Here is a 13,067-nt window from a genome sequence, read left to right as displayed (position 1 = left end):
TGTGACTTTTGCGGTTAGCCTGCGGCTCATTGTTATATTAGGCGCAGATATAAAAGCAAAATTTATCGCGAGTTTTTAGTACAGATTTTTTTTGATTTACTAATAGTTCCATCATTGCAAACGAACTTTCCATCGGAGGTACAGTGAGAGACACCTCCCTTTTTCCCAGAACAAGGATAATTTTTAGCATAGGTAGTTAGTGGGTTTAATAACAAAGAGCATGATAAAACCACAAAAAATACCTTACCAAGCATAGTTTCCTCCCGGTATTACTTAACGTACTTAATTGTTAAACTTATAATTTTCCCAATTATTTCAACATCTTCTATCTTGCACTCGAAGGCTCTGTTTCCACCTTCAACGAAGATTCTTCCACCGGGTAAACGAGTAATGTCGCGGATTGTTATTTCGCCATCAATACTTATTACCCATTTACCGTCACGTATATCATCAAATTCTTTATCACAAATAAATTTAGAATTGTTATCTGTGATGACAAAAGGTTTTTTAAACGTAGAGGGTAGAAATCCCTTATCAAAAATATAAAAACCGTCTTCACGCAAGGCACCATCAGATAATACATATTTAGCAACTTCCATAGTATTTGTATTACCTGAAGTTTGCTTTGAACCATGTCCGGTTGTGAGCCAATTAAGCGAGGTGCCCGTTTCAAGGGCGCACTGGATTACCCATTCTGCTGGGAATGAGTCACGCATGTAGCGTGTGGCGAGTGTACTTTTAGAGATTCCTAAATGATCGCACAACGCCTGTCGAGTTTTGAATCCATAAGCTTCTACCATGCGCTCTATAGCGCCTCGTCCGCCTTTCTCCAAATTCATGGTCACTCCAAGTGAACTTTTATCTTGACGATTTCATTGTGCGATCGTATGTTTATGGTGTTCACAAAATACAAACGATCCGTATTCGTCCTGATTAATCATCATTAAACGAGGAATGTTGCATCATGAGACCTAACATTTCAATCACTCTTACCACGCCTCATGTGACTATTGAACGCTATAGCGAGCTGACAGGGCTGTCCATCGATACCATCAATGACATGTTGGCTGACGGACGCCTTATCCGTCACCGTCTGCGCAAAGATAAAAAACGTGAAAAAGTGATGATCAACATAGCAGCCATGACCGTTGATGCGCTTTCAGAATGCAATCTAAACCTTAATTAGTTCGATTCTGAAATACATCAGAGGCATTGACCATGTTTGATTACCAAGTTTCCAAACATCCACATTTTGATGAAGCCTGTCGTGCATTCGCATTGCGCCACAACCTAGTGCAACTGGCAGAACGTGCAGGCATGAATGTGCAGATTCTGCGGAACAAGCTGAACCCAGCTCAACCTCATTTATTAACCGCACCAGAAATCTGGTTGCTTACCGATCTGACTGAAGATTCAACGCTGGTAGATGGCTTTCTGGCACAGATTCACTGCCTGCCATGTGTACCGATTAATGAGGTGGCAAAAGAGAAACTGCCGCATTACGTCATGAGTGCAACTGCAGAGATAGGGCGTGTCGCGGCAGGTGCGGTTTCTGGCGATGTAAAAACCAGTGCAGGCCGTCGTGATGCGATCAGCAGCATTAACTCTGTTACACGACTGATGGCGCTGGCTGCTGTTTCATTGCAGGCCCGTTTACAGGCTAATCCTGCGATGGCGAGTGCAGTTGATACCGTGACTGGCCTCGGTGCTTCATTCGGTTTGCTGTGAGGTGCTTATGCTGACGAAAGAACCATCATTTGCATCGCTGCTGGTAAAACAAAGTCCGGCAATGCACTACGGTCACGGCTGGATCATGGGTGAGGATGGTAAACGCTGGCATCCGTGCCGTTCACAAGATGAATTGCTGGCAGAACTATCAACGAAAAAACGGGGGAACCAATGGCTATTGAAGGCGCTGCGGCGACTGTTCCATTAAGCCCCGGTGAACGCCTGAATGGACTTAATCACATTGCGGAGTTAAGGGCGAAAGTTTTTGGCCTGAATATTGAGTCAGAGCTTGAGCGGTTTATTAAAGATATGCGTGATCCACGGGATATCAATAATGAACAAAATAAACGGGCACTGGCTGCCATATTCTTTATGGCAAAAATTCCAGCTGAACGTCATAGCATCAGCATTAATGAGCTGACCACTGACGAAAAGCGGGAGCTGATTAAAGCAATGAATCATTTTCGTGCAGTGGTGAGCTTATTTCCCAGACGGCTAACCATGCCGAATTAACCAACTAATGAAATTAATGGCGTAAACCCGCCGGGCATCCCTTTATCTAAATTCAGGAGAATTGATTATGCGTAATATTGATACCCTCACGACTAAAACCGGACCGGATGACGCAGGGCTTAATATTTTACTGACAGAGGCTCGTCTGGAAGAACGCCGGGCAAGGGCTGAAGCAATGGCAGCTCGCCTTGATCGCCTGGCGTGTCATATCACATCCCGCCAGTTAAACCACGTCGAAGCGGCAGAACTGCTGCGTGTGACTGCTGAAGCAATCCAGAACGAAGCGCAGGAGATCCACTGATGGCTGATGCAATGGATCTCGTCCAGCAGCGAGTTGAAGAAGAACGCCAACGTCATATCCGTGCTGCCCGTGCCAAAACGCCGGGCGTGTCCCGCGTGCTTTGCGTTGAGTGTGAAGCGCCAATTCCGCCAGCACGCCGTCGTGCCATTCCGGGTGTGCAGCTTTGCATTACCTGTCAGGAAATCGCAGAGCTGAAAGGCAAACATTACAACGGAGGTGCTGTATGAGCACCATCCTGAAATGGGCGGGAAATAAAACCGCCATAATGTCCGAACTGAAAAAGCATCTTCCTGCTGGCCCGCGACTGGTTGAACCTTTCGCGGGTTCCTGTGCAGTGATGATGGAGACGGATTACCCCAGCTATCTTGTTGCGGATATTAATCCTGATTTAATCAACCTCTATAAAAAGGTTGCTGCTGATTGTGAGGCGTTTATATCTCGTGCCAGAGCTTTATTTGAGGAAGCAAACAGGGAGGTGGCTTATTACAACATAAGGCAGGAGTTTAATTACTCCACTGAAATTACTGATTTCATGAAAGCGGTATATTTTCTGTATCTCAATCGTCATGGTTACCGTGGGTTATGTCGCTATAACAAGAGCGGGTATTTCAACATTCCCTACGGTAATTATAAAAATCCGTATTTCCCTGAAAAAGAAATTCGCGCATTTGCAGAGAAAGCCCAGCAGGCAACGTTTATCTGCGCCAGCTTTGATGAAACGCTGGCGATGTTGAAGGTGGGGGATGTGGTGTATTGCGATCCGCCTTATGACGGTACGTTTTCCGGCTATCACACTGATGGCTTCACTGAAGATGACCAGTATCACCTGGCATCCGTTCTTGAACATCGATCATCTGAAGGTCATCCGGTCATTGTTTCTAACAGTGACACATCCCTGATCCGTTCGCTGTATCGCAATTTCACTCACCACTACATCAAGTCAAAACGCAGCATTGGCGTGTCAGCTGGCGAGAGTAAATCTGCAACAGAAATCATTGCCACCAAATCAGCTGGGTGGTTTGGTGTCGATTTTGCCAGCGGCTCTGACCGTACCGTTGAGGTACGCGCATGAATGCTATCGATCCGCGTTGCTTTGCCTCAAGCACCATTAACATCATCACTACTTCTGGTGGCAAAGATAGTCTCGCTCAATGGTTAAGAGCCATTGAAAACGATGTTCCGCATATTTCTGTATTTGCCGATACGGGTCATGAACATCCACAGACAATAGAATATCTGGATTATCTGGAATCAAAGCTGGGCAAGATTATTCGCGTCAAAGCGGATTTCACACGCCAGATAGAAGGGAAACGTAAATTCATTGCGGAAAAGTGGCCCATTTCTCTCGTTGAGGAATGTGGTATGTCGACAGATGAGGCTGAGGAACGTATTTACCGGGCACTGGAAATCCTTAAACCAACCGGCGTTCCGTTTCTTGATTTGTGCATGTGGAAAGGTCGCTTCCCTTCAACAAAAGCTCGTTTCTGCACTTTTGAACTGAAACATGAACCAATACGTACACAGGTAATCGATCCGGCTCTGGATGAATACGATGAGGTAATCAGCTGGCAAGGAGTCCGGGGGCAGGAATCACCGGAACGTGCATTGTTGCCTGAGTGGGAGGACGATGCAGACAATACTCTGGGCCTGCATGTTTATCGTCCGATCCTTAATTGGCTGCATGAGGATGTGTTTGCTATTGCCAAACGTCATGGCATTAAGCCTAACCCCCTTTATATGCAGGGATGCAGTCGTGTCGGTTGTATGCCATGTATTCATGCTCGCAAGTCAGAACTTGCTGAGATTTTCCAACGCTGGCCAGAAGAAATCCGCCGAGTGGCTGAGTGGGAAAGACTGGTTGCGGAATGTTCAAGACGTGGCAATTCAACGTTCTTTCCATCCACGCATGATCCGCGCCGTGATGAAAAACGGATCGAAGTCATAACTGTTGATGCTTATGGCATTGAAACTTATCGGGACTGGGCCTTAACGACTCGGGGCGGTATGCAGTTTGACCTGCTGGCAGGCATGAATGATAAAGCGGTGTGCAGCAGTGTATATGCAGGAGTCTGTGAGTGACAGAGATCAGCACAGGCCGTCTTGCCGATCCATTTGTCAGTGTAACTTCCGGTAGCATTGAGAATTCTGCCGGGGGTTATTCGTGGAATTTACCTAAGAAAGCCATTAACCCTTATCTGGACCCGGCGGAAGTTGCGCCGGTTTCTGCGCTTTCAAACCTGATCACTCTGTACGCTGCCGATAACGAGCAGGAACAAGTGCGCCGCGAGGCACTGAGTGATCAGGTCTGGGAGCGTTATTTCTTTAATGAATCCCGTGATCCTGTCCAACGCGAAATGGAGCAGGATAAGCTCATTAGCCGGGCAAAGCTGGCGCATGAGCAGCAGCGTTTTAATCCGGACATGGTCATTCTGGCGGACGTTAACGCCCAGCCTTCCCATATCAGCAAGCCGCTGATGCAACGTATTGAATACTTCAGCAGCCTGGGCAGGCCAAAGGCTTATTCCCGCTATTTGCGTGAGACGATTAAGCCATGTCTGGAACGGCTGGAGCATGTACGCGACAGTCAGCTATCCACTTCTTTTCGCTTTATGGCGAGCCATGAAGGGCTGGACGGCCTGCTGATCCTGCCTGAAATGAGTCAGGATCAGGTGAAACGCCTGTCCACCCTGGTAGCTGCGCATATGAGCATGTGCCTTGATGCCGCTTGTGGTGATTTGTACGCCACCGATGATGTTAAGCCAGAAGAAATCCGCAAGACATGGGAAAAGGTGGCAGCGGAAACCCTGCGACTGGATGTTATCCCGCCTGCGTTTGAGCAACTTCGTCGGAAAAGAAAGCGTCGCAAACCCGTGCCCTATGAACTCATTCCGGGTTCGCTGGCGCGTATGTTGTGTGCCGACTGGTGGTATCGGAAATTATGGAAGATGCGCTGCGAATGGCGGGAAGAGCAGTTGCGTGCTGTCTGCCTGGTCAGCAAAAAAGCATCTCCCTATGTCAGCTATGAAGCCGTGATGCATAAACGTGAGCAGCGCCGTAAGTCGCTGGAGTTTTTCCGTTCTCATGAACTGGTGAACGAAAACGGCGACACGCTGGATATGGAAGATGTGGTAAACGCCAGCAGCAGCAACCCGGCGCATCGCCGCAATGAGATGATGGCCTGTGTTAAAGGTCTGGAGCTTATCGCGGAAATGCGCAGTGACTGCGCCGTTTTCTACACCATCACCTGTCCGTCACGTTTCCATTCCACGCTAAATAACGGCAGGCCCAACCCGACCTGGACAAATGCGACGGTAAGACAAAGCAGTGATTATCTGGTCGGCATGTTTGCTGCATTTCGTAAGGCGATGCACAAAGCCGGATTGCGCTGGTATGGCGTGCGGGTGGCTGAGCCGCATCATGACGGTACAGTTCACTGGCACCTGTTGTGTTTTATGCGCAAAAAAGATCGCCGCGCCATTACTGCTTTGTTGCGTAAGTTTGCCATTCGTGAAGACCGCGAGGAGCTGGGTAATAACACGGGACCACGCTTTAAGTCTGAGCTGATAAACCCGCGCAAAGGTACGCCAACAAGCTACATCGCGAAATACATCAGTAAGAACATTGACGGGCGTGGTCTGGCTGGCGAGATCAGCAAGGAAACGGGTAAATCCCTGCGTGATAACGCTGAATACGTTAATGCCTGGGCGTCTCTGCATCGTGTTCAGCAATTCCGCTTCTTTGGCATTCCGGGGCGTCAGGCTTACCGTGAACTGCGATTGCTGGCTGGTCAGGCGGCAAGGCAACAGGGCGACAAAAAAGCAGGTGCGCCGGTACTGGATAACCCGCGCCTTGATGCCATCCTGGCTGCTGCTGATGCTGGTTGTTTTGCCACCTACATCATGAAGCAGGGCGGCGTACTGGTTCCCCGCAAATATCACCTCATCAGAACCGCTTATGAAATTAACGAAGAGCCGACCGCCTATGGCGATCACGGCATTCGTATTTATGGCATCTGGTCACCCATTGCAGAGGGCAAGATCTGCACTCATGCCGTGAAGTGGAAAATGGTTCGTAAGGCCGTTGACGTTCAGGAGGCGGCAGCCGACCAGGGCGCTTGCGCCCCTTGGACTCGTGGCAATAACTGTCCCCTTGCTGAAAATTTGAACCAACAAGGGAAAGACAAATCAGCTGATGGGGACTCCAGAACGGATATTACCCGTATGAATGACAAGGAGTTGCACGATTACCTGCACAGTATGAGCAAAAAAGAGCGCCGGGAACTGGCTGCAAGGTTACGCCAGGTGAAACCGAAACGGCGTAAAGACTACAAACAGCGAATTACAGACCATCAGCGACAGCAGCTCGTCTATGAACTGAGGTCCAGAGGATTTGATGGCAGCGAGAAAGAGGTCGATTTACTCCTTCGCGGCGGCAGTATTCCGTCAGGAGCAGGCCTGCGTATCTTCTATCGGAACCAGCGTTTGCAGGAAGATGACAAGTGGCGGAACCTGTATTAATTACGCGGGTTAACAATTCGTGCTCTTAATAATACCAGGCATATCAGGCTGATGAGCGTAAAAAAACGTTTTACATCAGTAAGATTATTATATACTGTAAATATAAACAGTGGTTATGTATACAGTATTGTTTTGGTGTCATAGGAGGAAAGATGCAGGACTATTTTTTGGAGTCTTTGAAGCTCCAGCGCATTGATTTTTTTCTTAAGCTTGTAGCGGCTAGTGAGTGTAGTGATGAAGAGAAGGGGCTGGCTCTGCAGTGGGTTTCAGAGCTGACTGATGAGTTGATGGCGAAAATTCGTGCCCATGAATATAACCGTGTAATGGATCTTCCCGGTTAGCAGCAGGGGCGTTGCTGGCGTGAGAACTAGATTCTCGCGTCAGCAAGGTCAACTAAGGATTGAAACAGAAAGCCCTTGAAAACAGTAGCAAGTTGCCTATTATCTACGCTGTATTTAATCGATGTCATTGGCTGTAATACCTTAAGTGATATTGAAAGGCGGTGTGGGGAATGGATCTGGCTAAAGTTGAAGAACGCGTCCGAAGAGTCATAGGGACAATGGAGTCTGCCGAGCTTGATGAATATTTTTGGGGTAAGCGCTCGGGTTTGGGAGACTCATTACCTCCGTATTATCTCGTTTATTTTCTTTTGGTAGATTTACTGAAATTTAAAAATCGTGGGGTTGATGAGAAGATTTCTTTTTCTATCCCAGTCCGGATTGATGGGACTGTCGTAATTATAGAACATCGTAAACTTGGTTTAGATATATTTATCAAGAGTGATGATGATATAGAGCAAGCTAAAACTGTTTTGAGACATATTTGCGCAGGGGTTAAAGCTGCTACGAAATTTTTTGACTCGCTTGCAGACAATGCAGCAAAGACTTCAAATCTAAATGTTAATAACAATGCTAATTCTCTTTATGATAGGTTTTGCTATTTTTTAGAGCTATATAAACAGAAGCTTGATGAAGTTGCTGCTGGCCAAGAGTCTAAACTGGAAGTTGATAGTGAGTTTAAGTCTGATAATTTTTTCAGCCTGTTACAATCCACTTTTGAACAATCAAATAAGATAATTGAACTCCGAAGAGAGGCTATGTGGTTAGCAACGTCTGCAATTGAGTCATTTTTCAATTGGACCGAGCATGTTTTCATTCTTATTGCAATCTTGAAGGGTGAGATAAAAAATGGGAATGATGTGGCTGATAAAGTTGGAAAAGAATGGGGGGAGAAATTCAAATTAGCCATTGATATTAACTCTTCCAGTCTAAAATCATTCTATGATCGTTTACTTATACTCAGAAAACAGGTGCGTAATTTTGTAGCCCATGGCGCCTTCGGTAAGGATGGGCAAGCATTGGAATTTCACTCAAGTGTAGGGGCTGTGCCACTATTGCTGCCTCATCGAGAAAATAAAGAACGTTTCAAGTTTGGAAATGGTGTGCATTTTTTGGCACCTGAAGCAATGCAATTAATTAACGATTTTCTTGAAAATTTGTGGCAGGGAGAACTGTCCCCAGCAAAAATTTATATTGAATCTGGATGTCCTTTAATACTATCTTACGTAACTAATGGAACCTATGCGGAGGCGATGAAATCAGAAAGGAATATGGACTTATTGGTTAATTACTTAACTCGTGAGATGGATAATGCCGCAAACATGGATTGGTAAACTCTAGGTGCGGGTTACAAACACACAAAAAATCTTCCTGAGTTAGGTGTTATCCCAACCCAAGGCTGTGTCAGGAAAACTTCATATGGCGCATGAGATCGCATGATAGTATGACGATCGTTTTCGCTGATGCCAGCCTGAGCTGGCGGGCTGTTGCATATGTCATGCAGGCGCATGAAAACCACTGCATAAAGCGGGTAGGCGTGGCGGGGATACGATTGCGCGCGCAGTCCCAAACGGCAATAATTAGTATCTAAGGGGTAATTAAGGGGGATTATAATGTTTATCTGCGAAAATCATATTATCGAATCAAATATTAAAAACTTAATGCGTTTGCAAAACATTCATAGTACTTGTGCTTTTTGTGGTTCAGATAATATTTGTTTAGATACTGAATCACTTGAAGTACATAACTTGCTGAAGGCTATAGTGAGATATTTTTATGATGAGGTTGATTATAATACTCATTTTGGTGGTGATAATTTTACGGGTTTTCTTTTAGCAGATGATTTTATTTTTTCTAAAGATATACAGGAGCAAGATGAAGCTCTTGGGGACCTTGATGGCGAATTGTGGAATATGGGTTTTTATGTGGAAAATGAAATTAATCTTTATGCAGGATATGGAGTTGATAGAACATATAATATGCCATATATGTCTATCAAGAATTCACATCAGCCATTTTTAGAGTCGTTATCGAAAAAACTTTCAGAAAGAAATTATCATGATTTTGAAGATGAGTTAAGGAGTATTATAAGCAGCTATGATGATAACTTCGCTAAGACTATTGAAGGGAGTTCGGTAGTCTATAGAGCAAGAGTCGGAACTGCTGGTTATAAAGTTGCTTTTCAAGAATTCAGCCGTGAAGGAAAGAAAATATTTGTTCCATTTAAAGACAAGGAAATAGGAGCAGTGCCTCCACTTAGGGCAACGTCTGGTAGGGCCAATAGAGTGGGGGTTTCATATCTTTATTGTGCTACAGATAGCTATACCGCGATTGCGGAAGTTCGACCGCATCCAACAGATGTTGTTTCAATTGGCACCTTTAGAGTTGCAAGAGCATTAAAAGTATTCGATTTTTCACACCCGAATTTTTTAGGATTCATTGAGGATGATGACAGTCTATTAGCTATGATTCCATATGCTAAAATGGCGGGTATTTTTAATACTGCAACCCCGCCTTCCTTAGAAGGTAGATATAGCGTGTCACAACTTATATCCGATTGTATAAGAAAGGAAGGGTACGATGGTATTCAATTTTCAAGTACAGTTGGTGAAGGAAAGAATTTGGTTGTTTTTAATCCTTCGGACATGGAATTTATAGAAGGAACCTCAAAAGTGATTGAAATTGATAGAGTTCAGTATACTTACGAGGAAAAACAAGTTGTAGGAATGAATGACCAGTGGGAAATTTATTATGAGGAAGTTGAGTAAGTGAGGGTTGCCCCGTTGAAAAAGTTTGTATTTTCTCGGGGCTGGATCCGAATGTTAAGTAAAATAATATGGATTGAATGTGATTAGGTCTTCCCCTAGCCAATCATTAAATTCCTCCATCCTCTTTTGTAATGGTAATAGTTCGTTACGTACAAAAACATTTGCGGCCTTCTCCACATCCCCAAATCCCCCAACATTATTCGGCATAATCCCCATCATCTGCGGCGGCACGCGGTGCGCAGCCATCATGTCATCACGGCTCACGTTCTTGATATTCAGAAACTCATCCTTCGCCGCAACTTCTGACAAAGGGATGATCTGAAGGCCGTCCTTTTTGCCGTTAGGCGAGTACATAAACAGGTTGCGGAAGTTGCCTGGACCTTTGGCGCTTTTCATCGCGTTGCGGAGATTGTTCACATCCTCCTGATTCTGCGCGGCGTCGGTCATGTACATGATGAAGCCTGCATGGCTGCCGTTGATGTAATACTTACGGCGGAACAGCGTGGCAGACTCGTTGAGCAGGGCGGATGGAATGGCAGAAAGATAGCCTGGCAGGCCGTAGATCTCCTGGTTGATGTCCGGTTCCATCAGATGAAAAATGCTGCCTTTCGTGAACTGATACGGCTGCGTGGTCATGCCGTATTGCACAAACCAGTAGGTATCCAGGTCTAATCCGCGTCGGGTGTATTTTGCCAGCGCAGGTTCAAGGGCGATAACTTCACCGAAGCGGTTCGTGCGTTTCTCCAGGTAGGCGTTACCAAATACCAGATAGTCCTGCACAAAACGTGAAAAAGCCTGCTGGCTGAGCAGCGGGTGAGGGATATAGGTGCTGGTCAGAATGTTGCACTTTACTGCAATCGGTGAGCTGTGGTGTACGGCGGCGCGGAAGGTTCGCGCCAGGCCGTCGAAACTCACAGGCGGCTCATACCAGCGATCCATCTGTACGCATTCCACATAGTCCAGCAGTTCGCGACGGTCCAGAACAGGAACGGGATCGCCGAAGCTGAATGCTTCGGCTGAAGTCTGGCTTTTATGCTGGATCTGATTCATCTCCGCTGCGCGGTTTTTCTTACTCTTTCCCATCAAAAAATCTCCACAATATTGCTGGTATTGGCGGACTCGCCCTGCAGCGGTTCGTTAAACAGTGCGTGCATCGTTGCCCAGGCCAGATCGGCGTGGCTGGCTTCTTCGCTGCGGCTGGCTTCATAGGTTGGGCGGTTGCCACTGGCGGTGGTTGCGCGACGGATTGCCATGAATGACTGCGCAATGTCGGTGTGCCCGGCGTCAAACTCCAGACGGCGGTGGCTGATAATGTCGTAGGCCTTGAGTACCAGGGCGTTTTTAACGTTGGGGTTGTAGACAAACTCCCTGACGGCAGGAAAAAACGCTTTCACGTTCTCGTAAACCCCGTGACCGACGCCGGTCGAGTCGATGCCGATATAGGTCACGTTATACTGTTCGGTCAGTTTTTTGATGGCGTCAGCCTGGGCGCGGAAGTCCATCCCGCGCCACTGGTGACGCTCAAGAATGCGGAACTTACCGCCCGGCACGGCTGGCGGTGCCACCACCACGCATCCGGCGCTGTCGCCGTTCTGCGTACCTTTTGCCGGGTCATAACCGATCCAAACCTCGCGCCAGCCAAACGGGCGCAGCGCCAGTGCATGAAAGTCGGTCCAGACTTCCCAACTGTCCACCATGCACGCCTGCAGCTCGCTGAGCGGGAACACGGACGCGAGATCGTCCACGAACTCACACATCAGCAGGTTCTGGTATTCGTCCGGGCTGTACTCCATGCGCAACTGGTCGAGATCGAACAGGTTACAGCCGCCGCGCACCGCATCTTCCACGGTGACTATCTGGCGGTATTGCCCGTCTGCGCACAGCAGGCCGGGGGCCAGATTGCTGTGGGACAGGTCGATGTCCACCTTATCGGCTTTGTTGCGCCCACGGTTGAATAGCGCACCGGACCAGAACGGATAAGCACTGTGTGTCAGGCTGGATGGCGTGGAAAAATAGGTTTGTCGCCATTTTTTGTGAATAGCCATACCGGAAGCCACTTTGCGTAACTCCTGGAATTTCGGTATCCAGAAATATTCATCCAGATACAGGTTGCCGTGGTAACTCTGGGCCGTGCGGGCATTGGTGCCGAGGAAGTAAAGCGTGGCCCCGTTAGGAAGCACCATCGGATCGCCTTTCAGCTCCACCTCCACTTCTTTGGCGAAGTCGATGATGTACTGCTTAAAGACGTGGGCCTGTGCCTTGCTGGCAGAAAGGAAAATCTGGTTACGTCCGGTAAGCAGGGCGTCAATCAGGGCTTCACGGGCAAAGTAAAAGGTCGCGCCGATCTGGCGTGACTTCAGCAGGTTGCGGATGCGGTTGGTTTTTCCGGCTTCCCACCAGTGGCGCTGGTAGTTGAACATGGAGGAATGGAAAATTTCTTCCAGCTTCTCAATCTGTTCATCGGTGAAAACGTTCTTTTCCGGCTGACGGCGTGGGCCTTTGTTGCGGTTGGCGACGTTAGGGTTTAAGTCGGCTTCGTTGCCGCCATTGTTAAACTTGCCGATCTGCGCGTGGCGTTCCGACTGGCGCGCCAGCAGGTCAATCTCTTTGAAATCTTTCCCTTCTTTGTGCTCCTTCATAATGAGCTGGCAGTAGCGTGTGGCGGTGGTGAGCTGCATCTGATCCAGCGGCCCATAATCACCCCACTTGTCGCGTTTTTTCCAGCTGTGAACGGTTGCAACTTTCTCGCCCAGCATTTCAGCAATGCGGGCTACGCGGTATCCCTGAAAGTACAGCAGCATGGCCTGCCGACGGGGATCGAGATCTGCGGGTGTCAGTGTGGTGTTCATGGCACAAACCTACAGCCTTGAATGAAGGCTTTCCCCGCCTGCGGTTTGTGTGG

The 13,067-nt window shown here is 47.5% G+C and carries 16 protein-coding genes; 12 read left to right on the top strand and 4 right to left on the bottom strand.

Translation table 11 applies throughout. From position 1 onward, the window contains the following. Window positions 1–62: 62 nt before the first annotated feature. Together C0K55_RS06545 and C0K55_RS06540 are read right to left on the bottom strand one after the other, a co-directional pair. The gene (locus tag C0K55_RS06545; protein ID WP_001321204.1) at window positions 63–254 is read right to left on the bottom strand and encodes a hypothetical protein; all 192 of its coding nucleotides are present in this window, start codon (window positions 252–254) and stop codon (window positions 63–65) included. A 15-nt stretch (window positions 255–269) separates the two neighbouring features. Next, the gene (locus C0K55_RS06540) at window positions 270–839 is read right to left on the bottom strand and encodes a phage repressor protein CI (protein WP_105266189.1); all 570 of its coding nucleotides are present in this window, start codon (window positions 837–839) and stop codon (window positions 270–272) included. 125 nt (window positions 840–964) lie between these two features. Between C0K55_RS06540 and C0K55_RS06535 the strand changes: the two genes are divergently transcribed. The 12 genes from C0K55_RS06535 to C0K55_RS06480 all read left to right on the top strand — a co-directional run bounded on the left by C0K55_RS06535 (window position 965) and on the right by C0K55_RS06480 (window position 10,165). Further along, window positions 965–1,186: a hypothetical protein gene (locus C0K55_RS06535; protein WP_001247707.1), complete on the top strand. Its 222-nt coding sequence runs from the start codon at window positions 965–967 to the stop codon at window positions 1,184–1,186. Between the two features lie 32 nt (window positions 1,187–1,218). After that, window positions 1,219–1,728, top strand: coding sequence for a phage regulatory CII family protein (locus tag C0K55_RS06530; protein ID WP_000460893.1), 510 nt, complete (start codon window positions 1,219–1,221; stop codon window positions 1,726–1,728). A 7-nt stretch (window positions 1,729–1,735) separates the two neighbouring features. Continuing rightward, window positions 1,736–1,936, top strand: a complete 201-nt coding sequence (locus tag C0K55_RS06525) for a phage filamentation protein Fil family protein (RefSeq protein WP_000956184.1) — start codon at window positions 1,736–1,738, stop codon at window positions 1,934–1,936. Then, window positions 1,900–2,241, top strand: a complete 342-nt coding sequence (locus C0K55_RS06520) for a DUF5347 domain-containing protein (RefSeq protein ID WP_000963473.1) — start codon at window positions 1,900–1,902, stop codon at window positions 2,239–2,241. Before C0K55_RS06525 ends, C0K55_RS06520 begins: the two co-directional genes overlap by 37 nt. 67 nt (window positions 2,242–2,308) lie before the next feature. After that, window positions 2,309–2,542, top strand: coding sequence for a DUF2732 family protein (locus C0K55_RS06515; RefSeq protein ID WP_001703803.1), 234 nt, complete (start codon window positions 2,309–2,311; stop codon window positions 2,540–2,542). Further along, complete coding sequence (locus tag C0K55_RS06510; protein ID WP_000752619.1) at window positions 2,542–2,769, top strand: TraR/DksA family transcriptional regulator; 228 nt, start codon at window positions 2,542–2,544, stop codon at window positions 2,767–2,769. Before C0K55_RS06515 ends, C0K55_RS06510 begins: the two co-directional genes overlap by 1 nt. Further along, window positions 2,766–3,614 (top strand): DNA adenine methylase, encoded by an 849-nt coding sequence (locus C0K55_RS06505; RefSeq protein WP_072664519.1) that lies wholly within the window; start codon window positions 2,766–2,768, stop codon window positions 3,612–3,614. Before C0K55_RS06510 ends, C0K55_RS06505 begins: the two co-directional genes overlap by 4 nt. Continuing rightward, window positions 3,611–4,621: a phosphoadenosine phosphosulfate reductase domain-containing protein gene (locus C0K55_RS06500; protein ID WP_105266190.1), complete on the top strand. Its 1,011-nt coding sequence runs from the start codon at window positions 3,611–3,613 to the stop codon at window positions 4,619–4,621. Before C0K55_RS06505 ends, C0K55_RS06500 begins: the two co-directional genes overlap by 4 nt. Before the next feature lie 56 nt (window positions 4,622–4,677). After that, a complete protein-coding gene (locus C0K55_RS06495; RefSeq protein ID WP_072833020.1) occupies window positions 4,678–7,059 on the top strand; it encodes a replication endonuclease in 2,382 nt (793 codons plus the stop codon). A 152-nt stretch (window positions 7,060–7,211) separates the two neighbouring features. Beyond that, the gene (locus C0K55_RS06490; RefSeq protein ID WP_025649910.1) at window positions 7,212–7,400 is read left to right on the top strand and encodes a hypothetical protein; all 189 of its coding nucleotides are present in this window, start codon (window positions 7,212–7,214) and stop codon (window positions 7,398–7,400) included. 170 nt (window positions 7,401–7,570) lie between these two features. Beyond that, entirely contained in the window at window positions 7,571–8,731 is a 1,161-nt protein-coding gene (locus C0K55_RS06485) for a hypothetical protein (protein ID WP_025649912.1), read from the top strand. A 279-nt stretch (window positions 8,732–9,010) separates the two neighbouring features. After that, the gene (locus C0K55_RS06480; RefSeq protein ID WP_105266191.1) at window positions 9,011–10,165 is read left to right on the top strand and encodes an RES family NAD+ phosphorylase; all 1,155 of its coding nucleotides are present in this window, start codon (window positions 9,011–9,013) and stop codon (window positions 10,163–10,165) included. 54 nt (window positions 10,166–10,219) lie between these two features. On the opposite strand, the gene C0K55_RS06475 is transcribed toward C0K55_RS06480, so the two are convergent. Continuing rightward, a complete protein-coding gene (locus tag C0K55_RS06475) occupies window positions 10,220–11,248 on the bottom strand; it encodes a phage portal protein (protein WP_105266192.1) in 1,029 nt (342 codons plus the stop codon). Next, the gene (locus C0K55_RS06470) at window positions 11,248–13,014 is read right to left on the bottom strand and encodes a terminase ATPase subunit family protein (RefSeq protein WP_105266193.1); all 1,767 of its coding nucleotides are present in this window, start codon (window positions 13,012–13,014) and stop codon (window positions 11,248–11,250) included. The genes C0K55_RS06475 and C0K55_RS06470 overlap by 1 nt, the downstream gene beginning before the upstream one ends. Window positions 13,015–13,067: the final 53 nt, after the last annotated feature.

Origin of the sequence: Escherichia sp. MOD1-EC6098 (assembly GCF_002965865.1) — a bacterium.
In the GTDB taxonomy this organism is placed as follows: Bacteria; Pseudomonadota; Gammaproteobacteria; order Enterobacterales; family Enterobacteriaceae; genus Escherichia; species Escherichia marmotae.
This window is presented reverse-complemented; position numbering and strand designations above follow the sequence as displayed.

Excerpts from the sequence above, each read along its gene's own strand:
- C0K55_RS06475 (WP_105266192.1), bottom strand. The coding sequence starts at position 11,248 with ATGGGAAAGAGTAAGAAAAACCGCGCAGCGGAGATGAATCAGATCCAG.
- C0K55_RS06505 (WP_072664519.1), top strand. The coding sequence starts at position 2,766 with ATGAGCACCATCCTGAAATGGGCGGGAAATAAAACCGCCATAATGTCC.
- C0K55_RS06520 (WP_000963473.1), top strand. The coding sequence starts at position 1,900 with ATGGCTATTGAAGGCGCTGCGGCGACTGTTCCATTAAGCCCCGGTGAA.
- C0K55_RS06540 (WP_105266189.1), bottom strand. The coding sequence starts at position 839 with ATGAATTTGGAGAAAGGCGGACGAGGCGCTATAGAGCGCATGGTAGAA.
- C0K55_RS06535 (WP_001247707.1), top strand. The coding sequence starts at position 965 with ATGAGACCTAACATTTCAATCACTCTTACCACGCCTCATGTGACTATT.
- C0K55_RS06525 (WP_000956184.1), top strand. The coding sequence starts at position 1,736 with ATGCTGACGAAAGAACCATCATTTGCATCGCTGCTGGTAAAACAAAGT.
- C0K55_RS06515 (WP_001703803.1), top strand. The coding sequence starts at position 2,309 with ATGCGTAATATTGATACCCTCACGACTAAAACCGGACCGGATGACGCA.
- C0K55_RS06545 (WP_001321204.1), bottom strand. The coding sequence starts at position 254 with ATGCTTGGTAAGGTATTTTTTGTGGTTTTATCATGCTCTTTGTTATTA.
- C0K55_RS06530 (WP_000460893.1), top strand. The coding sequence starts at position 1,219 with ATGTTTGATTACCAAGTTTCCAAACATCCACATTTTGATGAAGCCTGT.
- C0K55_RS06485 (WP_025649912.1), top strand. The coding sequence starts at position 7,571 with ATGGATCTGGCTAAAGTTGAAGAACGCGTCCGAAGAGTCATAGGGACA.
- C0K55_RS06510 (WP_000752619.1), top strand. The coding sequence starts at position 2,542 with ATGGCTGATGCAATGGATCTCGTCCAGCAGCGAGTTGAAGAAGAACGC.
- C0K55_RS06500 (WP_105266190.1), top strand. The coding sequence starts at position 3,611 with ATGAATGCTATCGATCCGCGTTGCTTTGCCTCAAGCACCATTAACATC.
- C0K55_RS06490 (WP_025649910.1), top strand. The coding sequence starts at position 7,212 with ATGCAGGACTATTTTTTGGAGTCTTTGAAGCTCCAGCGCATTGATTTT.
- C0K55_RS06480 (WP_105266191.1), top strand. The coding sequence starts at position 9,011 with ATGTTTATCTGCGAAAATCATATTATCGAATCAAATATTAAAAACTTA.
- C0K55_RS06470 (WP_105266193.1), bottom strand. The coding sequence starts at position 13,014 with ATGAACACCACACTGACACCCGCAGATCTCGATCCCCGTCGGCAGGCC.